The following is a 23,729-nucleotide window of genomic DNA, read 5'->3' as shown; positions in this document are numbered from 1 at the left end:
ACTTAGCTCAAAGAAAATAAATCGATTCTTCAGGCTATTACCACCCCTAATCAAACATCTATACTCGACGCAATAACGACACACGACAAAGCACGCAACTCTATTATGGCTCAATCACATTTACTGGCAGAAAGAATTTCCCGACTTAGCGCCGCTCTGGAAAAAGGACTCTTTGAACGCAGCCACGCAATACGTCTGTGCCTGCTGGCTGCGCTCAGCGGCGAGAGCGTATTCCTGCTGGGGCCGCCCGGCATCGCTAAAAGCCTGATCGCCCGTCGCCTTAAGTTCGCTTTCAAGCAGGCGCGCGCTTTTGAATATCTGATGACCCGCTTCTCCACCCCGGAAGAAGTTTTCGGCCCGCTGTCGATTCAGGCCCTCAAAGATGAAGGCCGCTATGAGCGTTTAACGGCAGGTTATCTGCCAGAAGCGGAAATAGTGTTCCTGGATGAAATCTGGAAAGCCGGCCCGGCTATCCTTAATACCCTGCTGACGGCCATCAACGAACGCCACTTCCGCAACGGCGCCCACGAAGAGAAAATCCCGATGCGCCTGCTGGTTGCGGCGTCGAACGAACTTCCCGAAGCGGACAACAGCCTTGAAGCCTTATATGACCGCATGCTGATCCGCCTGTGGCTGGATAAAGTGCAGGATAAAACTAACTTCCGCTCGATGCTGGTGAGCCAACAGGATGAAAACAGCAATCCGGTTCCCGAAAACCTGCAAATCAGCACCGAAGAGTTCACCCAGTGGCAGCATGACATTGGTACCGTGAAGTTGCCGGACAATGTCTTCGAGCTGGTTTTCCAGCTGCGCCAACAATTAGATGCCTTGCCGAATGCGCCTTACGTTTCCGATCGCCGCTGGAAAAAAGCCATCCGTCTGCTGCAGGCCAGCGCCTTCTTTAGCGGCCGAGACGCCATCGCGCCTATCGACTTGATCCTGCTGAAAGATTGCCTGTGGCATAACATCGAAAGTATGAATCTGATGTCACAGCAGTTGGAATCCCTGATGACCAGCCATGCCTGGGGCCAGCAGGCGATGCTGACTAAACTGGGCGCCATCATCCAACGCCGCATTCAAATCCAGCAACAGCACAGCGATAAAACCGCGCTTAAAGTCACGCGCGTTGGCGGCATGTTCAGCCGTAAGCCGCATTACGAACTGCCGGACGGAATTGAAGGCGAGACGTTGACGCTGCTTCTCCAGCAACCGCTGAAATTGCACGATCTCGAAGTCATTCATATCGCCTTCGAACGCGATGCGCTGGTCAACTGGCTGGAGAAAGGCGGCGAGATCCGCGGCAAGCTCAACGGTATCGGTTTTGCCCAGCCATTGACGATGGATGTCGATGCCAGCCAGCACCTGGTGGTGCGTGACGTCAGCCTGCAAGGCTCGCGCCTGTCGCTGCCCGGCAGCGAATCTCAGGAAAATATGCCTGCCGAGATCCGCCAGCAACTGGAAGCGCTGGATGACGAATGGCACCAGCAACACAACCGCTTTAGCGAACAGCAAAAATGCCTGTTTATTCCCGGCGACTGGCTGGGGCGTATCGAAGCCAGCTTGCAGGACGTCGGCGCGCAAATTAAACAGGCGCGCCAGCCATGACGCTCGACATGCTGAATGTCATGCTGGCGGTCAGCGAAGAAGGGATGATCGAGGAGATGCTGTTGGCGCTGCTGGCCTCTCCTCAACTGGCGGTGTTCTTTGAAAAATTTCCGCGGCTGAAAAATATCATCGCCGCCGATATTCCGCGCTGGCGAGAAGCGGTTCGCGCGCGGCTCAAAGAGACGCAGATCCCTCCCGAACTGGACGCCGAAGTACAGATCTATCAGCAGGCTCAGCTGCTTTCAACGTCGCAATTTATCGTGCAACTGCCGCAGATCCTCGGCAAGCTGCATAAGCTCCAGTCTCCCTTTGCCGCTCAGGCGCAGCAGCTGGTGGACGATAACGCGACCTTCACCCCAGCCCTACATACTCTGTTCTTACAACGCTGGCGCTTAAGCCTCGTGGTACAGACCACCACCCTCAACCAGCACCTATTAGACGATGAGCGCGATCAGTTGCTCAGCGAGGTGCAGGAACGAATGACGCTCAGCGGGCAGCTAGAGCCGGTGCTGGTGGAAAACGACAACGCCGCTGGCCGCCTGTGGGATATGAGCGCCGGCGAACTTAAACGTGGCGATTATCAGCTGATCGTGCGCTATGGTGATTTTCTCAGCCAACAGCCGGAACTGATGCAACTGGCTGAGCAGTTGGGCAGATCGCGGGAAGCCAAACTGGTGCCGAAGAAGGATGCGCCGATGGAGGCCTTCCGCGCAATGGTTCGTGAACCGGCAACGGTTCCAGAACAGGTCGATGGCCTGCAGCAAAGCGACGATATTCTGCGCCTGTTGCCACCAGAGCTGGCAACGCTCGGCATCACCGAACTGGAGTTCGAGTTCTACCGTAAGCTGGTGGAAAAACAGTTGCTAACCTATCGCCTGCACGGCGACGCATGGCGGGAGAAAATAACCGAACGCCCGGTAACCCGGCAGGATTTTGATGAGCAGCCGCGCGGGCCATTTATTGTCTGCGTAGATACCTCAGGTTCGATGGGCGGCTTTAACGAGCAATGCGCTAAAGCCTTTTGTCTGGCGCTGATGCGCGTCGCGCTAGCGGATAACCGCCGCTGCTACATTATGCTGTTCTCCAGCGAAGTGGTGCACTACGAGCTAACCGGCCCGCAGGGGCTGGAGCAGGCGATCCGTTTTTTAAGCCAGCGTTTTCGCGGCGGCACCGATCTGGCCAGCTGTTTTCGCGCGATCGTTGAGCGTTTGCAAAGCCCGCAATGGGTCGATGCCGATGCGGTGGTGATTTCCGATTTTATCGCCCAGCGGTTGCCGGATGAGGTGGTCAATAAGGTGGGGGAGCTGCAGCACAAACATCAGCACCGTTTTCACGCGGTGGCGATGTCGGTACACGGCAAACCCGGCATCATGCGCATCTTCGATCATATCTGGCGCTTTGATACCGGATTGCGTAGCCGTCTGCTGCGTCGCTGGCGGCGTTAATCTTTACAGCAGAGCGGCGACGCTTTCACGCACCTGCGCGGGCCATACGCCGCACTGTACCTGGCCGATATGGTCAAGCTGTAGCAACAGCATGGTTAAACGCGACTGGCCAATACCGCCGCCAATGGTCTGCGGCATTTCGCCGCGCAGCAGCGCCTGGTGCCATTCAAGTTGCAGACGGTCTTCATCGCCGGTCACCGCCAACTGGCGCTTCAGCGCCTCGGCGTCAACACGGATCCCCATAGAGGAAAGCTCAAAAGCGTCTTCCAGCACCGGGTTCCACACCAGGATATCGCCGTTCAGGCCGGCAAAACCTTCCGCTGATGGCGAGCTCCAGTCATCATAATCCGGCGCGCGAACATCGTGGCGCTTGCCGTCAGACAGTTTACCGCCGATACCGATTAAGAAGACGGCGCCAAGCTCTTTAGCGATCGCTCGCTCGCGACCTTTGGCGTCCAGATCCGGATAACGGCTCAACAGTTCCTGACTGTGAATAAAGTGGATCTGTTCCGGCAGGAATGGCGTCAGACCAAATTCCTGACTTACCGCCAGCTCAGTGGCTTTGATCCCGGCGTAGATCGCCTCAACCGTCGCTTTCAGCGTGCCGGTATGACGTTCGCCGTCGCCCATGACGCGTTCCCAGTCCCACTGGTCAACATAAACGGAGTGAATTGGGGTGAGGCGGTCTTCATCGGGGCGAAGGGCCTTCATGTGCGTGTACAGCCCTTCGCCCGCGCTGAAGTCGTGTTGTCCCAGGGTTTGACGCTTCCACTTCGCCAGTGAATGAACCACTTCGAATTGGGCGTCTGGCAGTGTTTTCACTTTTACCTGAACCGCTTTCTCGCAGCCGGATAAGTTGTCCTGCGTCCCATCACCGACGCGGCTTAAGATCGGCGCCTGCACTTCAATCAGGCCAAGCTTCTCTTCCAGCTGACGGGAAAAATGGGATTTAACGAAACTAATCTGGCGTTGTTTTGCGATGTATGCGGTTTTCATTTTTTATCACTCCTGCGTCCTGTTGATATTGATTAAGCAACAGAAATGGCACTGAATTCAATAATCAATCAATAAAAAGACGCCTTGAGTTTTGATTCATTAAATTAACAGGCTAAAATAGTAAGAATCATCAAACATCATAAGAAAAAACAATGGAAAATTATCAGATCGACAATCTGGACCGCGGCATTCTTGATGCCTTAATGGCGAATGCGCGCACTGCCTACGCCGAACTGGCCAAACAGTTCGGCGTTAGCCCAGGTACGATTCACGTACGCGTAGAGAAAATGAAACAGGCGGGCATTATTACGGGGGCAAGAATCGACGTCAGCCCGAAACAGCTCGGGTATGACGTCGGCTGTTTCATCGGCATTATTCTTAAGAGCGCCAAAGACTATCCTTCCGCTCTCGCCCGGCTGGAGAGCCTGGAAGAGGTGACAGAGGCTTACTACACCACCGGCCACTACAGCATCTTTATTAAGGTAATGTGCAAATCCATCGATGCCCTACAACAGGTACTTATCAACAAGATCCAAACAATCGATGAAATTCAGTCCACCGAAACCCTGATCGTGCTGCAGAACCCGATCATGCGTACCATCAAGCCCTGATCGCTTTTTTTAATCCCACATTTTTCCACAGGTAGATCCCAGCTCGCTCACAGCGTACAATACGCCACTCAGAATAGTTGAGCGAGCGATCGGCGATCATGGCAGACATTACACTTATCAGCGGCAGCACCCTGGGCAGTGCGGAATATGTAGCAGAACATCTGGCGGAAAAGCTGGAAGAAGCGGGCTACAGCACTGATATCCAGCACGGTCCGCTGATTGACGATCTGCAGGCTGAAGGGATCTGGTTAGTTATCTCTTCTACCCATGGCGCCGGCGATATTCCGGACAACCTGGTCCCCTTCTATGAAGCATTGCTGGAGAAGCAGGCCGATCTTTCCGCCGTTCGCTTTGGCGCGGTGGGCATCGGTAGCCGCGAATATGACACTTTTTGCGGCGCAATCGACAAATTAGAAGCGGCATTGAAAGCCAGCGGGGCAAAACAGATCGGCGAAACGCTGAAAATTAATGTCCTCGAACACGAGATTCCTGAAGATCCGGCCGAGGTTTGGGTGGGATCCTGGAAAGATTTACTCTGAGTTTTGTAAAGATCCACACTTTCTTCTGTGGATAAACCTGCTCAAAAGCTTGGATCAACCGGTAGTTATCCAAAGAATAACCGAAGTATGCTTTTTGAGCTGTGCATAACCCTTCATTCTGATCCCAGCTTATACGGAACAGGATCACCGATCATTCACAGATTGTGATCCTTCTTAAGCGTTTGATCTTAAATTGCGGATCCGACTTATCCACAAAGAGAGTCGATCCTAATAAGAGATCACAATAGAACAGATCTCTAAATAAAAGATCTTCTTTTTAATACTCAGGATCCCGGAGTCTTTCTCGAAAGAGCAAAGTTGAGTAGAATCCACGGCCCGGGCTTCAATCCATTTTCAAACCGCGTTATGCGAGGCAGATCACCATGTTTTATCAGGATCCTTTTGACGTCATCATCATTGGCGGGGGTCATGCAGGCACTGAGGCCGCGATGGCAGCAGCGCGAATGGGCCAACAAACCCTGCTTTTGACACACAATATCGACACGCTGGGGCAGATGAGCTGCAACCCGGCGATTGGCGGCATTGGGAAGGGACACCTGGTAAAAGAAGTGGATGCGCTCGGTGGTCTGATGGCGAAAGCGATCGATCAGGCAGGCATTCAGTTTAGGATACTAAACGGCAGCAAAGGCCCAGCAGTCCGTGCGACCCGCGCCCAGGCCGACCGGGTGTTGTATCGCCAGGCGGTACGCACCGCGCTGGAGAACCAGCCGAACCTGATGATCTTCCAACAGGCGGTGGAAGATCTGATTGTCGAAAACGATCGCGTCGTCGGTGCGGTAACCCAAATGGGTCTCAAGTTCCGTGCTAAGTCGGTGGTATTGACCGTCGGCACCTTCCTGGACGGTAAAATTCACATCGGCCTGGACAACTACAGCGGCGGTCGTGCCGGCGATCCGCCGTCGATCCCGTTGTCTCGCCGTCTGCGTGAACTGCCGCTGCGCGTAAGCCGCCTGAAAACCGGTACTCCCCCGCGTATCGACGCGCGCACCATCGATTTTAGCGTGCTGGCGCAACAGCACGGCGATAACCCGATGCCGGTCTTCTCGTTTATGGGATCCGCGGATCAACACCCGCGTCAGGTGCCGTGCTATATCACGCATACCAATGAGAAAACCCATGACGTGATCCGTAGTAACCTCGATCGCAGCCCAATGTACGCCGGGGTGATTGAAGGTATCGGCCCGCGTTACTGCCCGTCGATCGAAGACAAAGTCATGCGCTTTGCCGATCGCAATCAGCATCAGATCTTCCTTGAACCGGAAGGGCTGACTTCAAACGAAATTTATCCAAACGGTATCTCCACCAGCCTGCCGTTTGATGTGCAGATGCAAATCGTCCGCTCAATGCAGGGGATGGAAAACGCGAAGATCGTTCGTCCTGGCTACGCCATTGAGTACGATTTCTTTGACCCGCGCGACCTGAAGCCGACGCTGGAGAGCAAATACATTCAGGGTCTGTTCTTCGCCGGCCAGATCAACGGTACTACCGGGTATGAAGAAGCCGCCGCGCAGGGTCTGCTTGCCGGTCTTAATGCCGCCCGCTTCTCAGCGGAAAAAGAAGGCTGGGCGCCGCGTCGCGATCAGGCCTACCTTGGCGTGCTGGTGGACGATCTGTGCACACTTGGTACTAAAGAACCGTACCGCATGTTTACCTCCCGTGCGGAATATCGCCTGATGCTGCGTGAAGACAACGCCGATCTGCGCCTGACTGAACAGGGGCGTGAGCTGGGGCTGGTGGACGATGAGCGCTGGGCGCGTTTCAACGAGAAACTGGAAAGCATTGAGCGTGAACGCCAACGCCTGAAAACCAGCTGGGTTAACCCGCTGGCGGAAAGCGCAGCCGAAGTGAACGCTCACCTGACCGCGCCGCTATCGCGTGAAGCCAGCGGCGAAGATCTGCTGCGTCGTCCAGAAATGACCTACGAACAGCTGGTACAGCTTTCTCCGTTCGCACCGGGCCTGCAGGATCAGCAGGCGGCCGAGCAGGTTGAGATTCAGGTTAAGTACGAAGGCTATATCGCTCGTCAGCAGGACGAGATCGAAAAACAGCAGCGCAACGAGAATACTTTGCTGCCGGCAACGCTCGATTACCGTCAGGTATCCGGCCTGTCCAACGAGGTTATTGCCAAGCTGAACGACCATAAACCGTCATCGATCGGCCAGGCATCGCGTATTTCCGGAATTACTCCGGCGGCAATCTCTATTTTGCTGGTGTGGCTGAAAAAGCAGGGGATGCTGCGCCGCAGCGCCTGATAGCCGTCAGAGCGCGCAAATTTGGCGGATGCAAAATCAGCGATCGCCTTTATAATTCACAGCCCGGTAGCGTTAGCGCCTCCGGGCTCATTATTTTTAGAAGGTACTCACCGTGCTCAACAAACTTTCTCGTCTGCTGGACGAAGCGGGTATTTCGCTCACCGATCACCAGAAAAATCAGCTGGTGGCTTATGTCGGGCTGCTGGATAAGTGGAACAAAGCCTATAACCTGACCTCTGTTCGCGATCCTAACGAGATGCTGGTTCGCCATATCCTCGATAGCATTATCGTTGCGCCGTATCTACAGGGCTCACGTTTTATCGATGTGGGAACAGGTCCTGGCCTGCCGGGGATTCCGCTGGCTATCGTGCGCCCGGAATCTCATTTCACATTACTGGATAGTCTCGGCAAGCGTGTGCGCTTCCTGCGCCAGGTCCAGCATGAGCTAAAACTCGATAACATCGCGCCTGTGCAGAGCCGTGTGGAAGCGTTTCCCGCAGAGCCGCCGTTTGATGGCGTCATTAGCCGCGCTTTTGCCTCGCTGAACGACATGGTGAGCTGGTGCCACCACCTGCCGGCGGCTGATGGGCATTTCTACGCGTTGAAAGGGCAGGCGCAGGAAAGTGAAATGGCAGACCTGCCAGAAGGTTATCAGGTTTGCGACGTGATTAAACTCCATGTACCCCAGCTGGAAGGGGAGAGACATTTGGTGGTCATTAAGCCAAACGCCTTATAATTTTTATCAAAAAATGTGGAAAAAATGTGGCCTGCGCATGTTACAAAAATCAAAGTTACCTGCGGGTATTATCTGGCCACTTTTAACCTTGTTTTTACTATGGCTTTTCTAGCGTTTAACTTTAGCGTGGTGGTTTACTGGCAGAATAGTCAACTTTGAAAATATCAGGGTGCTAAAAATCGATGAACTGTCAGTTCATATTGATGTTAAATTTTTATTATAAATGTCAATAAAAGGTTTTTATTGTATGTGGGGTTGTTTTACAAAAAGACCTCACTTTTTATCTTGAATATCAAAAAGATGAAAACTTACTGATTCTGTACAGATTTAATTCGATTGCACCGAAAATGTTTATTATGTGATCTAATGCACGCTTTAATGGCCGCGTTTTCTCATTATTTGCACTTCTGGTTGATCCCTCACTGATTGACGAAATGCATGAAAAATTGCCGCTCAGAAAATAATTAAACATTTATTCACTATTTTGCTACTTAATGTTTGAAATCACGTGTTGTCACCGTATAATTTGTCCGCTTTTTGACGCTTGACTCTTGGTCTTAAAGAACGTTTTATACGACACGCGGCATACCTCGAAGGGAGCAGGAGTAAAAACGTGATGTCTATGTCGCTCGTGAGTCGAAACGTTGCTCGAAAGCTTCTGTTTATTCAGTTACTGGCAGTAATAGCAAGTGGACTGCTGTTCAGCCTCAAAGACCCCTTCTGGGGCATCTCCGCCATATGCGGAGGTTTGGCAGTCGTTTTGCCAAACGCGTTGTTTATGATTTTTGCCTGGCGCCATCAGGCGCATACACCAGCACAAGGCCGAGTGGCCTGGACCTTCGCCTTCGGTGAAGCATTCAAGGTGTTGCTGACCTTCGCCCTACTGGCGATGGCGCTGGCGGTTTTTGAAGTGGTATTTTTGCCGCTGATAGTGACGTGGGTTTTGGTGCTGGTGGTACAAATTCTGGCTCCAGCTGTAATTAACAACAAAGGGTAAAAGGCATCATGGCTTCAGAAAATATGACGCCGCAGGATTACATAGGACACCATCTGAACAACCTTCAGTTGGACCTACGTACATTCTCGCTGGTGGATCCGCACAACCCCCCAGCCACCTTCTGGACGCTCAATATTGACTCCATGTTTTTCTCGGTGGTTCTCGGTCTGCTGTTCCTTGCCATGTTCCGTAGCGTTGCTAAGAGAGCGACCAGCGGCGTACCAGGGAAATTCCAAACCTTCATCGAAATGATCATCGGCTTCGTCCATGGCAGCGTCAAAGACATGTACCATGGCAAGAGCAAGGTCATCGCGCCGCTGGCGCTTACCGTGTTCGTCTGGGTATTCCTGATGAACCTGATGGACCTGCTGCCAATCGACCTGATTCCTTATATCGGCGAACACATTTTCGGCCTGCCTGCACTGCGCGTGGTTCCGTCTGCTGACGTGAACATCACCCTGTCGATGGCGCTTGGCGTGTTCATCCTGATTATTTTCTACAGCATCAAAATGAAAGGCGTTGGTGGGTTCGTTAAAGAACTGACCATGCAGCCGTTCAATCACTGGGCGTTCATTCCTGTCAACTTAATCCTTGAAGGGGTAAGCCTGCTGTCCAAACCGGTTTCTCTCGGTCTGCGACTGTTCGGCAACATGTATGCCGGTGAGCTGATTTTCATTCTGATTGCTGGTCTGTTGCCGTGGTGGTCACAGTGGATTCTGAATGTGCCTTGGGCCATTTTCCACATCCTGATTATTACGCTGCAAGCCTTCATCTTCATGGTTCTGACGATTGTCTATCTGTCGATGGCATCCGAAGAGCATTGATTTTTACCAACACTACTACGTTTTAACTGAAACAAACTGGAGACTGTCATGGAAAACCTGAATATGGATCTGCTGTACATGGCTGCCGCTGTGATGATGGGTCTGGCGGCAATCGGTGCTGCGATCGGTATCGGCATCCTCGGGGGTAAATTCCTGGAAGGCGCAGCGCGTCAACCGGATCTGATTCCTCTGCTGCGTACTCAGTTCTTTATCGTTATGGGTCTGGTGGATGCTATCCCGATGATCGCTGTAGGTCTGGGTCTGTACGTGATGTTTGCTGTCGCGTAGTAAGTTGTTCGAAAGAAACCTAAGCCACAGAGTTAATTTAAGAGGTATTGTGCTGTGAACATGAACGCAACAATCCTCGGCCAGGCCATCGCGTTTGTTATCTTCGTATGGTTCTGCATGAAGTACGTATGGCCGCCGTTAATGGCTGCCATCGAAAAGCGCCAGAAAGAAATTTCTGACGGTTTAGCTTCTGCAGAACGCGCTAAGAAAGATTTGGACCTTGCACAGGCCAACGCGACCGACCAGCTGAAAAAAGCGAAAGCGGAAGCCCAGGTAATCATCGAGCAAGCGAACAAGCGTCGCTCTCAGATTCTGGACGAAGCTAAAGCTGAAGCAGAACAGGAACGCACCAAAATCGTCGCACAGGCGCAGGCTGAAATCGATGCCGAACGTAAACGTGCTCGCGAAGAACTGCGTAAGCAGGTTGCTATCCTGGCTGTTGCTGGCGCCGAGAAGATCATCGAACGTTCCGTGGATGAAGCTGCTAACAGCGACATCGTGGATAAACTTGTCGCTGAACTGTAAGGAGGGAGGGGCTGATGTCTGAATTTGTAACGGTAGCTCGCCCCTACGCCAAAGCAGCTTTTGACTTTGCCGTCGAACACAAAAGTGTTGAGCGCTGGCAGGATATGCTGGCGTTTGCCGCTGAAGTGACTAAAAACGAACAAATGGCAGAGCTTCTCTCCGGTGCCCTGGCGCCGGAAACGCTCTCAGATGCGTTTATCGCTATCTGCGGCGAGCAACTCGACGAAAATGGTCAGAACCTGATTCGGGTGATGGCTGAAAATGGTCGTTTGAAGGTGCTCCCGGATGTTCTTGAGCAGTTCATTCACCTGCGTGCGGCCAGCGAGGCCATCGCAGAGGTAGATGTTATTTCTGCCAACCAACTGAGTGAAGAACAGCTTGCGAAGATCTCCGGCGCGATGGAAAAGCGTCTGTCACGCAAAGTTAAGCTGAATTGCAAAATCGATAAGTCTGTTATGGCAGGAGTTATCATCCGTTCGGGTGATATGGTCATTGATGGTAGCGTACGCGGCCGTCTTGATCGCCTGGCAGACGTCTTGCAGTCTTAAGGGGACTGGAGCATGCAACTGAATTCCACCGAAATCAGCGAACTGATCAAGCAGCGCATTGCTCAGTTCAATGTTGTGAGTGAAGCTCACAACGAAGGTACTATTGTTTCTGTAAGTGACGGTGTTATCCGCATCCACGGCCTGGCCGATTGTATGCAGGGTGAAATGATCTCCCTGCCGGGTAACCGTTACGCTATCGCACTGAACCTGGAGCGCGACTCCGTTGGTGCGGTTGTGATGGGTCCGTATGCTGACCTCGCCGAAGGCATGAAGGTTAAGTGTACTGGCCGTATTCTGGAAGTTCCGGTCGGTCGTGGTCTGTTAGGCCGCGTGGTGAACACCCTGGGTGCGCCAATTGACGGTAAAGGTCCTGTTGAGCACGATGGTTTCTCGCCAATCGAAGTTATCGCTCCGGGCGTTATCGATCGTCAATCCGTAGACCAGCCGGTACAGACCGGTTACAAATCTGTTGATGCCATGATTCCAATCGGCCGTGGCCAGCGTGAGCTGATCATCGGTGACCGTCAGACCGGTAAAACCGCGATGGCAATCGATGCGATCATCAACCAGCGTGATTCCGGCATCAAATGCGTATACGTAGCTATCGGCCAGAAAGCGTCCACCATCTCTAACGTGGTGCGTAAACTGGAAGAGCACGGCGCGCTGTCCAACACTATCGTTGTTGTGGCTACCGCTTCTGAATCTGCTGCACTGCAATACCTGGCGCCGTATGCCGGTTGCGCAATGGGCGAATACTTCCGCGACCGCGGTGAAGATGCGCTGATCGTTTACGATGACCTGTCTAAACAGGCTGTTGCTTACCGTCAGGTTTCCCTGCTGCTCCGTCGTCCGCCAGGACGTGAAGCATTCCCGGGCGACGTGTTCTACCTCCACTCCCGTCTGCTGGAGCGCGCATCCCGCGTTAACGCGGAATACGTTGAGAAGTTCACCAATGGTGAAGTTAAAGGTAAAACCGGCTCCCTGACTGCGCTGCCGATTATCGAGACGCAAGCTGGTGACGTTTCCGCATTCGTTCCGACCAACGTAATTTCCATTACCGATGGTCAGATCTTCCTGGAAACCAACCTGTTCAACTCCGGTATTCGTCCGGCGGTAAACCCGGGTATCTCCGTATCCCGTGTTGGTGGTGCTGCTCAGACCAAGATCATCAAGAAACTGTCCGGTGGTATCCGTACCGCGCTGGCGCAGTATCGTGAACTGGCTGCGTTCTCTCAGTTCGCATCCGATCTGGACGAAGCGACTCGTAAGCAGCTGAGCCACGGTCAGAAAGTGACCGAACTGCTGAAACAGAAACAGTATGCACCTATGTCTGTAGCACAGCAGGGCCTGGTACTGTTCGCTGCTGAACGCGGTTACCTCGAAGATGTGGAACTGGCGAAAATCGGTAGTTTCGAAGCCGCTCTGCTGGCTTACGTTGACCGTGACCACGCTCCGCTGATGCAAGAGATTAACCAGACCGGTGGCTATAACGACGAGATCGAAGGCAAGCTGAAAGGCATCCTCGACTCCTTCAAAGCAACCCAGTCCTGGTAAAGTCTGGCGGCTTGCCTTAGGGCAGGCCGCAAGGCATTGAGGAGAAGCTCATGGCCGGCGCAAAAGAGATACGTAGTAAGATCGCAAGCGTCCAGAACACGCAAAAGATCACCAAAGCGATGGAGATGGTCGCCGCCTCCAAAATGCGTAAAACGCAGGATCGCATGGCGGCCAGCCGTCCATATGCAGATACTATGCGCAAAGTGATTGGTCACCTTGCGAACGGTAATCTGGAATATAAGCACCCGTACCTGGAAGAACGCGACGTTAAACGCGTGGGCTACCTGGTGGTGTCGACCGACCGTGGTCTGTGCGGTGGCTTGAACATTAACCTGTTCAAAAAACTGCTGGCGGATATGAAAGCATGGTCCGATAAAGGCGTTCAGTGCGACCTCGCAATGATCGGCTCTAAAGGCGTGTCTTTCTTTAACTCCGTGGGCGGCAATATTGTGGCCCAGGTGACCGGTATGGGTGATAACCCGTCCCTGTCCGAACTGATCGGCCCGGTAAAAGTGATGTTGCAGGCCTACGATGAAGGCCGTCTGGACAAGCTTTACGTTGTCAGCAACAAATTTATTAACACCATGTCTCAGGCTCCGACCATCACTCAGCTGCTGCCGTTACCGGCTTCAGAAGATGATGATCTGAAACGTAAGTCCTGGGATTACCTGTATGAGCCCGATCCGAAAGCGCTGCTGGATACCCTCCTGCGTCGTTATGTGGAATCTCAGGTTTATCAGGGCGTGGTAGAAAACCTGGCCAGCGAGCAGGCCGCCCGTATGGTGGCGATGAAAGCCGCGACCGATAATGGCGGCAGCCTGATTAAAGAGCTGCAGTTGGTATACAACAAAGCTCGTCAGGCCAGCATTACTCAGGAACTCACCGAGATCGTCTCGGGGGCCGCCGCGGTTTAACCAGGTTATTTCGTAGAGGATTTAAGATGGCTACTGGAAAGATTGTCCAGGTAATCGGCGCCGTGGTCGACGTCGAGTTCCCTCAGGATGCCGTACCACGCGTGTACGATGCCCTTGAGGTACAGAATGGTAATGAGAGCCTGGTGCTGGAAGTTCAGCAGCAGCTCGGCGGTGGCGTAGTTCGTGCTATCGCCATGGGTTCTTCCGACGGTCTGCGTCGTGGTCTGGAAGTTAAAGACCTCGAGCACCCGATCGAAGTCCCGGTAGGTAAAGCGACTCTGGGCCGTATCATGAACGTCCTGGGTCAGCCGATCGACATGAAAGGCGACATCGGCGAAGAAGAACGTTGGGCTATCCACCGCGCGGCGCCTTCCTATGAAGAGCTGTCCAGCTCTCAGGAACTGCTGGAAACCGGTATCAAAGTTATCGACCTGATGTGTCCGTTCGCTAAGGGCGGTAAAGTTGGTCTGTTCGGTGGTGCGGGTGTAGGTAAAACCGTAAACATGATGGAGCTGATCCGTAACATCGCGATCGAGCACTCCGGTTACTCCGTGTTTGCGGGCGTAGGTGAGCGTACTCGTGAGGGTAACGACTTCTACCACGAAATGACCGACTCCAACGTTCTGGATAAAGTATCCCTGGTTTACGGCCAGATGAACGAGCCGCCGGGAAACCGTCTGCGCGTTGCGCTGACCGGTCTGACCATGGCTGAGAAATTCCGTGACGAAGGTCGTGACGTTCTGCTGTTCGTCGATAACATCTATCGTTACACCCTGGCCGGTACCGAAGTATCTGCACTGCTGGGCCGTATGCCTTCAGCGGTAGGTTATCAGCCGACTCTGGCGGAAGAGATGGGCGTTCTGCAGGAACGTATCACCTCCACCAAAACCGGCTCTATCACCTCCGTTCAGGCGGTATACGTTCCTGCGGATGACTTGACTGACCCGTCCCCAGCAACCACCTTTGCGCACCTTGACGCAACCGTGGTACTGAGCCGTCAGATCGCGTCTCTGGGTATCTACCCGGCCGTTGACCCGCTGGATTCCACCAGCCGTCAGCTGGATCCGCTGGTTGTTGGTCAGGAACACTACGACACCGCGCGTGGCGTACAGTCCCTGCTGCAGCGTTATCAGGAACTGAAAGACATCATCGCCATCCTGGGTATGGATGAACTGTCTGAAGAAGATAAACTGGTGGTAGCTCGCGCTCGTAAGATCCAGCGCTTCCTGTCCCAGCCGTTCTTCGTAGCAGAAGTATTTACCGGTTCCCCGGGCAAATACGTTTCGCTGAAAGACACCATCCGTGGCTTTAAAGGCATCATGGAAGGCGAATACGATCACCTGCCGGAGCAGGCGTTCTACATGGTCGGTTCCATCGAAGAAGCCGTGGAAAAAGCCAAAAAACTTTAACGCCTTAATCGGAGGGTGATATGGCAATGACTTACCACCTGGATGTCGTCAGCGCAGAGAAACAAATGTTCTCTGGCCTGGTCGAGAAAATCCAGGTAACGGGTAGCGAAGGTGAACTGGGTATTTTCCCGGGTCACGCCCCGCTGCTCACCGCCATTAAGCCTGGTATGATTCGCATCGTTAAACAGTTCGGTCACGAAGAGTTTATCTATCTGTCCGGCGGCATTCTTGAAGTGCAACCGGGCAACGTGATCGTTCTGGCCGATACGGCAATTCGCGGTCAGGACCTCGACGAAGCGCGAGCCCTGGAAGCGAAACGTAAAGCGGAAGAGCACATCAAGAGCTCTCACGGCGACGTGGATTACGCTCAGGCGTCCGCGGAACTGGCCAAAGCGATCGCTAAACTGCGCGTTATCGAATTGACCAAAAAAGCGATGTAACACCGGCTTGAAAGCTAAAAGCCAGTCTGGCAACAGACTGGCTTTTTTTATGTTTATGACCCGTCCTGAGTTTAGAATCCGATATATTGTTTGCTTCCGCTACGTTTGTTAGGTCTGCCTTTAAATACGGCAGGGCCATTCATCGTGATTTCCAGGCTGTTGTCTTGTCGGCAGGTTAACCATGGAGTAGATTCACTCATCGGTTTAGATGTCATACCTGATGGATATAATTCGATAGCATCCTGATCTATTTCAATCAGGCCAATAACGTAGGTATAAATACAGTTACTGAAGAAACCTTTCTTTTTAGTGAAATCAAAAGAGCATTCTACAATCTTGTCCCCATACTCCATGCGCATTTTCGGTTTTAATGACGCTACGGCTACCACACCATTACTGACGGCGGAATAGACACTACATACCAGCGCAATTTTCCCACCCGCCAGTCGGGAAATTTCAGGGTTAATTTCTACCTTTTCAACGCCAGGCGCAGAAAGACTTGCGCTAACGACGTCACCCGTATGGTAAACCCAGGGTTTTTTATTAAACGCACCTGATTTATCCGGCGCCTGAATGAGGGACATATTTCCATCAGGCCACAGAATTCCTACTCGTAAATCCAGGTCATCATTATCACGACCATCGCCGTTATCTACCCATGTGGCGCTAATCGTAATTTTTTGGGGGGCATCGCTTCCCTTTATAAGCGAAACACGGTGTTTATCTTCTGGTTTTTTGAGCGAAACTACCGCATTGTTTATACTAGGTTTTTGTACGTCCGCTGTTGCTGGCGCCGGTTCACTTTCTACCTCGACACCATACATATTACAAAGCCCGGCCAGGCCGGAGGAAAATCCCTGCCATACGGATCGGGCTTTGAACTGACCATTATGCACATATAATTCCAGCACGATAATCCCGGTCTCCTGATTAAATGAACCGGGAGCTAGTTCCAGTATTTGTTCACCCGCTTTTATTTGTGCCTGCAGATCGTTAACAGTAGAAAATCCCCCAGCACTTCCGTCTTGAGTCAATGTGATGGCTATTTTCGTGATGCCAGCTGGTAGCTTTGATAAATCAAAATGAATGCTATGGGATATCACATTATTTTGTAGTTCAGGTTGTATAAACATAGCACAACCGGAGCTATGCTTTTGAGCGTTAAAAAACACCATGCCGCTATCATCCACCGTCTTTCCTGATGCAGTCAGCAGAAAAGCGGTAAGGTTGATATCCAGCCCATTGCCAGTTCGATGGGAAACGGTGACCAATCCAGTTGGCGCGTTTAAAGACGAGTTTTCGCCAGGTGTGAGGTATTTATGCATGGTTAATTGTCCTTAATTATTGTGGCATGTTTTTTGGAGTCTACACTTTTTATTTTTTCTTGGCTTTTGATTTTGTTATTGAACTGGGTTATGTGTTTTCTGAATTTATTTAATGTATTTATTTAATTATCTATTATTTTTAATAATCGAGCCGGGATAATTAAATATAGAGAGACCTCCTGGTTCCTGTCGTAGCATAAAAAGTGCGAAGGCCTCCTTCATTGTTATTGATTAGTTAAATGATGAGGTGTAGACTCTTTTTTGTGACCTGTGTCACAAAAAAACTAGCAAACCACACCTGCAATCTGGAAATCATCATGAAACTGTTTCATAAAATCATCGCCAAATTTAGCGCCCTGAGCTTCTAATCGCTGCGCTATCGCCCATCGGGAGTCAATGCGGTATCACTCGCTCATTCAAACGACAACATATGCGATGTGAAACCGTGGACAAGAGGTCGCATGAGGGGGGATGCTGGTCACTTAAGGCGATCGGCATTTTTGCCAGGGTACGGTACGTCACTGCGGTGAGTATCCTGGGAGAATTTGTCCCCTCAATTCTCTTTTTCATTTCAGTAGAACAAAGGTCAGGTCATTTTGAACAATCACCTTTGTTATTGTCGATGAACTGCTTTGTTTTTTTATCCTGAACTTTGGCTAATTTACCCTTAACTATAAAGTAACGGTATTCTTTATCGCTCAGTATATATGTTCCTGGGATTGTTTTTTTATCTTTCTCCCAATGTAATCTTTTCTTGTTTTTTTTACCACATTTAAACAATGTCCTACGATTATCGATGCTTTGATTCGCTTCATCATAAATAACTCCGTAGCGATCAACAAACATGAAATTATAAGACATTAGGAAATCCGAAAAAACGACGGGGTCACGGCTATAATATTTATCGCTTATATTATAGTTTCCGAGGTTGTATAATGTATGGTTAATAATGAGATAAGCGTTTCCGTAATCATCTCCTTTAATAAAAAAATAGATTTTATCTTGCGGTCTTATGTTTATTTTATATACTCCTCGCTGCAACTGCCTGCGTGATTGTACCCAAATGCTGTTTCCGGTTCGAATGACAGTATTACCTTCATTTTTCATGCGGTCAGAAAGATTGTTATCAGGAAGGTGACATTCCAGATGAGGAAAGCCGGGGACCGGGCAAACTGGCGTTACGAGAGTCGGAGGGATACCCGGTAGCGTCTCAAAAGCCCTCCCATAGTAAAAAAGGTTCCGATTATCTGTAGATAACCCCAGACCACCTGGCAGCGCATAGAGATTGGGAGAGATGTCGTTACGAGGCGTGAATATTAATTTGTCCTGTTGCTTTTCTATTTCAAAAATTTGTTTTCCAGTGCTTATTAATGATTCATTGATCAGATTGACTTCACCGGTTACCTGAACACTCAGGGGTTTACCAAATTGATATATACTGTTCTTGTCCCATGCCAGATTACATCCCAAAGAGGCTATGTCATTATATTTCATTTCATATATTTTGAATGATTGAGGATCGGCGTTTTTTATTTTTGTTTTACCGTAGTAAACGTTGTTGTTATCTGCTATGTAATTTGTGCTTTTATATCCGCAATTTTTATTTGGTTGATTTATTACATGTGCACTATTGATATCAAGGTTGAGAGAGTAAAAATATTTTTTTTCACGTTCAATTTGTGGGCGTATATTAAGTTTCGGTGCCCCACAGATGACACCTGCACAACCAGGCCCTCCATCATAGTTCCGGTAAGAATGAGTCTCAACAAGCCAGGCTTTATTATTTTTTAATACATAGGGGCTATCTGGTATTGATTTGTAACTGCTGTTGCATGATTTTTTCTCAATCTTGCCATCATCGTTCCAATATTCCTTGCATGAATAAAATTTCGCATAGCATACTGAAGTGTTAATAAATAACAATGAAGTAAGGATAATTCCGAATTTTAATTTATGCATTGTATTATGCTTCCTGTGCGGATTAACGAGCAGCCTGTTCCTGGCTAACGGCATAGTGAAATAAAAATGAGCTAGCTCAGCGTAAACCAAAATGCCCATAGAGACTATTGAAATAGAACCTTCACTGCTTCACTGGCTAAACCAGACTCACCCATCCATTTGCATAAATGATAAAATGCACACTAATCATAAGATGGTTTCCATTTGTTCATGCTTTATTTATGTATCAAAAAAACAGCAAAAGCAGTGAGATAGAAGACTATCTCCCTCACTATCATCGTTTTTCAGCGTTAAACTGATTTGCGATGGTGAAAAATAGCGCCCTAAAATGGTGTATAGCATTGAGCCTGGACGTTTTCTCCGCGTCTCGTTTCATGATGAAAAATATGTAGCAATTTCAACGTGAAAGGCTTTTACTTTTCGTTCTAACAGCTGTCAGGATGCGTATGTCAAACAGTGCGATGAGCGTGGTTATCCTTGCCGCAGGCAAAGGGACCCGCATGTATTCCGATCTTCCTAAGGTGCTGCATACTCTGGCCGGGAAGCCAATGGTTCAGCACGTCATTGATGCGGCTAAAGATTTAGGCGCTGCTGCGGTACACCTGGTGTACGGCCACGGCGGCGATCTGCTGCGTCAAACGTTGCATGAAGATAACCTCAACTGGGTGCTGCAAGCAGAGCAGCTCGGTACCGGCCATGCAATGCAGCAGGCGGCGCCGTTCTTCAATGATAATGAAGATATCTTGATGCTCTATGGCGATGTGCCGCTGATTTCGGTTGAAACGCTACAGCGCCTGCGCGCCGCAAAACCGCAGGGCGGTATCGGCCTGTTAACGGTGAAGCTGGATGATCCAACCGGTTATGGGCGCATCACGCGAGAAAATGGCCTGGTGACAGGCATCGTTGAGCATAAAGACGCCAGCGAAGCGCAGCGCCAGATTCAGGAGATCAATACCGGGATTCTGGTCGCTAACGGCGCGGACCTGAAACGCTGGTTGGCGAAGCTCACTAACAATAACGCCCAGGGCGAATACTACATCACCGATATTATCGCGATGGCCCATCAGGAAGGTCATGAGATCGTTGCGGTGCATCCTCAGCGTCTGAGCGAAGTTGAAGGGGTGAACAACCGCCTGCAACTCGCGCGTCTGGAACGAGTATATCAGTCAGAGCAGGCGGAAAAGCTGCTGCTGGCGGGCGTGATGCTGCGCGACCCGGCGCGTTTCGATCTGCGCGGCGTGCTGAAACACGGGCGCGATGTCGAAATTGATACTAACGTTATTCTGCAAGGTCATGTCGTGCTGGGCGATCGCGTGAAGATCGGCGCCGGCTGCGTCATCAAAGACAGCGTCATCGGTGATGACTGCGAAATCAGCCCGTATAGCGTGGTTGAAGATGCGCAGTTGCAGGCCGCCTGCACCATCGGCCCGTTTGCGCGTCTGCGTCCGGGGGCTGAGCTGCTGGAAGGCGCTCACGTCGGCAACTTTGTCGAAATGAAGAAAGCGCGTCTGGGCAAAGGTTCGAAGGCAGGTCATCTCTCCTACCTCGGCGATGCTGAAATTGGCGACAACGTTAATATCGGCGCGGGTACTATCACCTGTAACTATGATGGCGCAAATAAGCATAAAACGATCATCGGCGATGATGTGTTTGTCGGTTCTGATACGCAACTGGTCGCGCCGGTCAGCGTCGGTAATGGCGTGACGATTGCCGCGGGCACCACCGTCACGCGTAATATAGCTGACAACGAACTGGTGCTAAGTCGCGTGCCGCAGGTCCACAAACAGGGCTGGCAGCGTCCGGTGAAGAAAAAGTAGTGATTAGATTGTCGCCGGGTGAGAGATCGCCCGGCGAACCAGGATGAGAGGATCAATATAGGTCCCCGTCCGCAGGCAGTACCATAAAAATAACCCCACTCTCTACAAGGCTCGGGGCGCCCGTAAAGGGCAAATACAGGTCAGCGACAACGCATGGCATATCGCCATTATCAGGAAATTTAACTATGTGTGGAATTGTTGGCGCAGTCGCGCAGCGTGATATTGCTGAAATCCTTCTCGAAGGTTTACGTCGTCTGGAATACCGTGGCTATGACTCTGCCGGTCTGGCTGTGGTCGATAACGAAGGTCATATGACCCGCGTTCGTCGTCTCGGTAAAGTTCAGATGCTGGCTCAGGCGGTAGAAGAGCAACCGTTACACGGCGGTACCGGGATTGCCCATACCCGTTGGGCGACGCACGGCGAGCCGTCTGAGAGCAATGCGCATCCGCATGTTTCTGAACACATTGCGGTGGTCCATAACGGGATCATCGAGAACCATGAGCCGCTGCGCGTCCTGCTGCAGTCCCGCGGCTATGTCTTCGTCTCTGAGACCGATACCGAAGTTATCGCGCATCTGGTGCACTGGGAGCTGGAACAGGGCGGCACTTTGCGTGAAGCCGTGCTGCGCGCAATCCCGCAGCTGCGCGGCGCCTATGGTACGGTGATCATGGATACCCGCGATCCGGGGACGCTGCTAGCGGCACGTTCAGGCAGCCCGCTGGTCATTGGCCTGGGCATGGGCGAAAACTTTATCGCTTCTGACCAACTGGCGCTGCTGCCGGTGACCCGCCGCTTTATCTTCCTCGAAGAGGGCGATATTGCCGAAGTTACCCGTCGTACGGTGGTGATTTTCGATAAATCCGGCGCGGAAGTGAATCGCCAGGAGATCGAATCTAATCTGCAGTATGACGCCGGTGATAAGGGGATTTATCGCCACTATATGCAGAAAGAGATTTACGAGCAGCCGAACGCGATTAAGAACACCCTGACCGGGCGCATCAGCCATGGCGAGGTCGATCTCAGCGAACTGGGGCCGAATGCCAACGCGCTGCTGTCGCAGGTTGAGCATATCCAGATTGTTGCCTGCGGAACCTCGTATAACTCCGGGATGGTCTCCCGTTACTGGTTCGAAGCGTTAGCCGGCGTGCCGTGCGATGTCGAAATTGCTTCGGAATTCCGCTACCGCAAATCCGCGGTGCGCCGCAACAGCCTGATGATCACCCTCTCCCAGTCAGGTGAGACGGCGGATACCCTGGCGGCGCTGCGCCTCTCTAAAGAGCTCGGCTATCTGGGTTCGTTGGCCATCTGCAACGTTCCTGGCTCCTCGCTGGTGCGCGAGTCCGATCTGGCGTTGATGACCAAAGCCGGTACCGAAATCGGCGTGGCATCGACCAAGGCCTTTACCACTCAGCTGACCGTGCTGTTGATGCTGGTGGCGAAACTGGCGCGTCTCAAGGGCCAGGATGCGGCTATTGAGCAGGATATCGTGCATGGCCTGCAGGCGCTGCCGAACCGTATCGAGCAGATGCTGTCGCAGGATAAGCGCATCGAACAGCTGGCGGAACGTTTCTCCGATAAGCAGCACGCGCTGTTCCTTGGCCGCGGCGATCAGTACCCGATCGCGCTGGAAGGGGCGCTGAAGCTGAAAGAGATCTCCTACATTCATGCTGAAGCTTATGCGGCGGGCGAGCTGAAACACGGTCCGCTGGCGCTGATTGATGCCGAAATGCCGGTCATCGTTGTGGCGCCGAACAACGAATTGTTGGAAAAACTGAAATCCAATATTGAAGAAGTTCGCGCCCGCGGCGGTGAACTGTACGTCTTCGCCGATGGAGACGCCGGTTTCAGCGGCAGCGACAACATGCACATCATCGAGATGCCCCATGTCGAAGAGGTGATTGCGCCGATCTTCTTTACCGTGCCGCTGCAGCTACTGGCTTATCACGTTGCGCTGATCAAAGGCACCGACGTTGACCAGCCGCGTAACCTGGCGAAATCGGTGACCGTAGAGTAATCAGGCTGTACGGACCGAAACTCTTTTGAGTGACGCTATAATCCGGTATTTCTGCAAAGGGATACCGGATTTTTTATCTGCTATCAACGGTTGATTGTGTGTTTGCGGATAGAGTTACCGCCATTGCTTATAGAAACCAATGAAATTTACTCAGTGGCGATTCTAAAATGAAAAACTTATGTGGTAATAATTTCTTAGCGCTTCTCAAGCATGGTGTGGAAATCGATCAACTTATCAAGCGAAGAGATAGAGATGAGATCGCGCAGCATACAACAACAGATATGATGAGTTTGTCTCATGGGCAACGCTTATCACCTTCTCCGCTAGTTCCTGCTTGTATTTATTTGATATTAATTGTTATTTTTTCAGTTAATGCGGCTTTTATATTGCAGAGTCTCCAACTTACTCCGCCCCGTTTTCTGGCTTTCTACTTTCCGCTGCTATTAGGGGTTATTGTTATAACCAGCTTAGCTGCAGGGTTAGTAGGTCGAGGTCATGCTGTTGGATTACGTATTTTTATGTACCTGTATCTCGCCAATTTGTTTGTTTTTTGTCTAGTCCTGGCGCTTGCCGTCATCGCAGATGAAGCTATTGCTGCCAATAAGGTCATTCTTTTTATGTGTGAGATAGCCGTACTCTGGTTAGGCCGTAGATTGATGAATGGAACGGCTTTTACACTGTTTACGCTTTATCGCCGTACGATCAGGCTTGCTATGGTTGCCCAACATCTCAATGTTGCCAGATGATTTTACGCTATCCATAATCATGTAATAAAAGCAAAAACTTCCTGTCATATGACCAAAAGATAAAAGTGTAATCAATTGATTTAATTAATTTTATTTTAGGTTTTCTTACTTTACCCTGGTGTGTCATAAAACTGTCATAATTCGTACATTTTACTGTCACCTG

The 23,729-nt window shown here is 51.2% G+C and carries 21 protein-coding genes; 18 read left to right on the top strand and 3 right to left on the bottom strand.

All coding sequences use genetic code 11. From position 1 onward, the window contains the following. The first annotated feature begins 105 nt into the window (after positions 1 to 105). Together ravA and viaA are read left to right on the top strand one after the other, a co-directional pair. Complete coding sequence (ravA, locus tag ABLV17_RS03330; RefSeq protein WP_087858859.1) at positions 106 to 1,605, top strand: ATPase RavA; 1,500 nt, start codon at positions 106 to 108, stop codon at positions 1,603 to 1,605. Next, positions 1,602 to 3,050, top strand: coding sequence for an ATPase RavA stimulator ViaA (gene viaA, locus ABLV17_RS03325; protein WP_015368996.1), 1,449 nt, complete (start codon positions 1,602 to 1,604; stop codon positions 3,048 to 3,050). Before ravA ends, viaA begins: the two co-directional genes overlap by 4 nt. Before the next feature lie 3 nt (positions 3,051 to 3,053). Here viaA and asnA read toward each other — a convergent pair whose 3' ends face one another. Beyond that, on the bottom strand, positions 3,054 to 4,046 hold the full coding sequence (gene asnA, locus ABLV17_RS03320) for an aspartate--ammonia ligase (protein WP_047044566.1): 993 nt from the start codon (positions 4,044 to 4,046) through the stop codon (positions 3,054 to 3,056). 152 nt (positions 4,047 to 4,198) lie between these two features. Here asnA and asnC point away from each other — a divergent pair, with 152 nt between their 5' ends. The 13 genes from asnC to ABLV17_RS03255 all read left to right on the top strand — a co-directional run bounded on the left by asnC (position 4,199) and on the right by ABLV17_RS03255 (position 15,704). Beyond that, a complete protein-coding gene (asnC, locus tag ABLV17_RS03315; RefSeq protein ID WP_015368998.1) occupies positions 4,199 to 4,657 on the top strand; it encodes a transcriptional regulator AsnC in 459 nt (152 codons plus the stop codon). A gap of 98 nt (positions 4,658 to 4,755) precedes the next feature. After that, positions 4,756 to 5,196, top strand: a complete 441-nt coding sequence (mioC, locus tag ABLV17_RS03310; protein WP_087858860.1) for an FMN-binding protein MioC — start codon at positions 4,756 to 4,758, stop codon at positions 5,194 to 5,196. 383 nt (positions 5,197 to 5,579) lie between these two features. Then, positions 5,580 to 7,469 carry a tRNA uridine-5-carboxymethylaminomethyl(34) synthesis enzyme MnmG gene (mnmG, locus tag ABLV17_RS03305; protein WP_015369000.1) on the top strand — a complete coding sequence of 630 codons (1,890 nt, stop codon included), beginning with the start codon at positions 5,580 to 5,582 and terminating at the stop codon, positions 7,467 to 7,469. A 112-nt stretch (positions 7,470 to 7,581) separates the two neighbouring features. Next, positions 7,582 to 8,205 carry a 16S rRNA (guanine(527)-N(7))-methyltransferase RsmG gene (rsmG, locus tag ABLV17_RS03300; protein ID WP_087858861.1) on the top strand — a complete coding sequence of 208 codons (624 nt, stop codon included), beginning with the start codon at positions 7,582 to 7,584 and terminating at the stop codon, positions 8,203 to 8,205. Positions 8,206 to 8,821: 616 nt separating this feature from the next. Next, positions 8,822 to 9,202 (top strand): F0F1 ATP synthase subunit I, encoded by a 381-nt coding sequence (gene atpI, locus ABLV17_RS03295; RefSeq protein ID WP_015703918.1) that lies wholly within the window; start codon positions 8,822 to 8,824, stop codon positions 9,200 to 9,202. Positions 9,203 to 9,210: 8 nt separating this feature from the next. Next, complete coding sequence (gene atpB, locus ABLV17_RS03290) at positions 9,211 to 10,026, top strand: F0F1 ATP synthase subunit A (protein WP_015369004.1); 816 nt, start codon at positions 9,211 to 9,213, stop codon at positions 10,024 to 10,026. Between the two features lie 48 nt (positions 10,027 to 10,074). Then, a complete protein-coding gene (gene atpE / locus ABLV17_RS03285) occupies positions 10,075 to 10,314 on the top strand; it encodes a F0F1 ATP synthase subunit C (protein WP_000429386.1) in 240 nt (79 codons plus the stop codon). A 54-nt stretch (positions 10,315 to 10,368) separates the two neighbouring features. After that, positions 10,369 to 10,839, top strand: a complete 471-nt coding sequence (atpF, locus tag ABLV17_RS03280; RefSeq protein WP_004107293.1) for a F0F1 ATP synthase subunit B — start codon at positions 10,369 to 10,371, stop codon at positions 10,837 to 10,839. A 14-nt stretch (positions 10,840 to 10,853) separates the two neighbouring features. Further along, positions 10,854 to 11,387 (top strand): F0F1 ATP synthase subunit delta, encoded by a 534-nt coding sequence (gene atpH / locus ABLV17_RS03275; protein ID WP_015369005.1) that lies wholly within the window; start codon positions 10,854 to 10,856, stop codon positions 11,385 to 11,387. 12 nt (positions 11,388 to 11,399) lie between these two features. Continuing rightward, positions 11,400 to 12,941 (top strand): F0F1 ATP synthase subunit alpha, encoded by a 1,542-nt coding sequence (gene atpA / locus ABLV17_RS03270; protein WP_015369006.1) that lies wholly within the window; start codon positions 11,400 to 11,402, stop codon positions 12,939 to 12,941. Between the two features lie 50 nt (positions 12,942 to 12,991). Continuing rightward, complete coding sequence (gene atpG, locus ABLV17_RS03265) at positions 12,992 to 13,855, top strand: F0F1 ATP synthase subunit gamma (RefSeq protein WP_015369007.1); 864 nt, start codon at positions 12,992 to 12,994, stop codon at positions 13,853 to 13,855. Positions 13,856 to 13,881: 26 nt separating this feature from the next. Beyond that, the gene (gene atpD / locus ABLV17_RS03260) at positions 13,882 to 15,264 is read left to right on the top strand and encodes a F0F1 ATP synthase subunit beta (RefSeq protein ID WP_015369008.1); all 1,383 of its coding nucleotides are present in this window, start codon (positions 13,882 to 13,884) and stop codon (positions 15,262 to 15,264) included. A 20-nt stretch (positions 15,265 to 15,284) separates the two neighbouring features. Then, positions 15,285 to 15,704: a F0F1 ATP synthase subunit epsilon gene (locus tag ABLV17_RS03255; RefSeq protein ID WP_015703917.1), complete on the top strand. Its 420-nt coding sequence runs from the start codon at positions 15,285 to 15,287 to the stop codon at positions 15,702 to 15,704. Between the two features lie 71 nt (positions 15,705 to 15,775). Here the strand turns inward: ABLV17_RS03255 and ABLV17_RS03250 are convergent, their stop codons facing one another. Next, positions 15,776 to 17,029, bottom strand: coding sequence for a TerD family protein (locus ABLV17_RS03250; RefSeq protein ID WP_348854078.1), 1,254 nt, complete (start codon positions 17,027 to 17,029; stop codon positions 15,776 to 15,778). 591 nt (positions 17,030 to 17,620) lie between these two features. Then, positions 17,621 to 18,988, bottom strand: coding sequence for a DKNYY domain-containing protein (locus ABLV17_RS03245; RefSeq protein WP_348854077.1), 1,368 nt, complete (start codon positions 18,986 to 18,988; stop codon positions 17,621 to 17,623). A gap of 446 nt (positions 18,989 to 19,434) precedes the next feature. Between ABLV17_RS03245 and glmU the strand changes: the two genes are divergently transcribed. From glmU to ABLV17_RS03230, 3 genes are all read left to right on the top strand, one after another. Further along, positions 19,435 to 20,805, top strand: a complete 1,371-nt coding sequence (gene glmU / locus ABLV17_RS03240) for a bifunctional UDP-N-acetylglucosamine diphosphorylase/glucosamine-1-phosphate N-acetyltransferase GlmU (protein ID WP_271032420.1) — start codon at positions 19,435 to 19,437, stop codon at positions 20,803 to 20,805. A 185-nt stretch (positions 20,806 to 20,990) separates the two neighbouring features. After that, positions 20,991 to 22,820: a glutamine--fructose-6-phosphate transaminase (isomerizing) gene (gene glmS, locus ABLV17_RS03235; RefSeq protein ID WP_087858862.1), complete on the top strand. Its 1,830-nt coding sequence runs from the start codon at positions 20,991 to 20,993 to the stop codon at positions 22,818 to 22,820. A 167-nt stretch (positions 22,821 to 22,987) separates the two neighbouring features. Beyond that, complete coding sequence (locus tag ABLV17_RS03230; RefSeq protein WP_032709505.1) at positions 22,988 to 23,566, top strand: hypothetical protein; 579 nt, start codon at positions 22,988 to 22,990, stop codon at positions 23,564 to 23,566. Positions 23,567 to 23,729 lie beyond the last annotated feature (163 nt).

Origin of the sequence: Klebsiella sp. CN_Kp091 (assembly GCF_040065095.1) — a bacterium.
GTDB lineage: Bacteria > Pseudomonadota > Gammaproteobacteria > Enterobacterales > Enterobacteriaceae > Klebsiella > Klebsiella aerogenes.
The sequence above is the reverse complement of the archived record's forward strand: the minus strand, read 5'-3'. Positions and strand labels throughout refer to the sequence as shown.

Excerpts from the sequence above, each read along its gene's own strand:
- ravA (WP_087858859.1), top strand. The coding sequence starts at position 106 with ATGGCTCAATCACATTTACTGGCAGAAAGAATTTCCCGACTTAGCGCC.
- viaA (WP_015368996.1), top strand. The coding sequence starts at position 1,602 with ATGACGCTCGACATGCTGAATGTCATGCTGGCGGTCAGCGAAGAAGGG.
- asnA (WP_047044566.1), bottom strand. The coding sequence starts at position 4,046 with ATGAAAACCGCATACATCGCAAAACAACGCCAGATTAGTTTCGTTAAA.
- asnC (WP_015368998.1), top strand. The coding sequence starts at position 4,199 with ATGGAAAATTATCAGATCGACAATCTGGACCGCGGCATTCTTGATGCC.
- mioC (WP_087858860.1), top strand. The coding sequence starts at position 4,756 with ATGGCAGACATTACACTTATCAGCGGCAGCACCCTGGGCAGTGCGGAA.
- mnmG (WP_015369000.1), top strand. The coding sequence starts at position 5,580 with ATGTTTTATCAGGATCCTTTTGACGTCATCATCATTGGCGGGGGTCAT.
- atpI (WP_015703918.1), top strand. The coding sequence starts at position 8,822 with ATGTCTATGTCGCTCGTGAGTCGAAACGTTGCTCGAAAGCTTCTGTTT.
- atpB (WP_015369004.1), top strand. The coding sequence starts at position 9,211 with ATGGCTTCAGAAAATATGACGCCGCAGGATTACATAGGACACCATCTG.
- atpE (WP_000429386.1), top strand. The coding sequence starts at position 10,075 with ATGGAAAACCTGAATATGGATCTGCTGTACATGGCTGCCGCTGTGATG.
- atpH (WP_015369005.1), top strand. The coding sequence starts at position 10,854 with ATGTCTGAATTTGTAACGGTAGCTCGCCCCTACGCCAAAGCAGCTTTT.
- atpA (WP_015369006.1), top strand. The coding sequence starts at position 11,400 with ATGCAACTGAATTCCACCGAAATCAGCGAACTGATCAAGCAGCGCATT.
- atpG (WP_015369007.1), top strand. The coding sequence starts at position 12,992 with ATGGCCGGCGCAAAAGAGATACGTAGTAAGATCGCAAGCGTCCAGAAC.
- atpD (WP_015369008.1), top strand. The coding sequence starts at position 13,882 with ATGGCTACTGGAAAGATTGTCCAGGTAATCGGCGCCGTGGTCGACGTC.
- ABLV17_RS03255 (WP_015703917.1), top strand. The coding sequence starts at position 15,285 with ATGGCAATGACTTACCACCTGGATGTCGTCAGCGCAGAGAAACAAATG.
- ABLV17_RS03250 (WP_348854078.1), bottom strand. The coding sequence starts at position 17,029 with ATGCATAAATACCTCACACCTGGCGAAAACTCGTCTTTAAACGCGCCA.
- ABLV17_RS03245 (WP_348854077.1), bottom strand. The coding sequence starts at position 18,988 with ATGCATAAATTAAAATTCGGAATTATCCTTACTTCATTGTTATTTATT.
- glmU (WP_271032420.1), top strand. The coding sequence starts at position 19,435 with ATGTCAAACAGTGCGATGAGCGTGGTTATCCTTGCCGCAGGCAAAGGG.
- glmS (WP_087858862.1), top strand. The coding sequence starts at position 20,991 with ATGTGTGGAATTGTTGGCGCAGTCGCGCAGCGTGATATTGCTGAAATC.
- ABLV17_RS03230 (WP_032709505.1), top strand. The coding sequence starts at position 22,988 with ATGAAAAACTTATGTGGTAATAATTTCTTAGCGCTTCTCAAGCATGGT.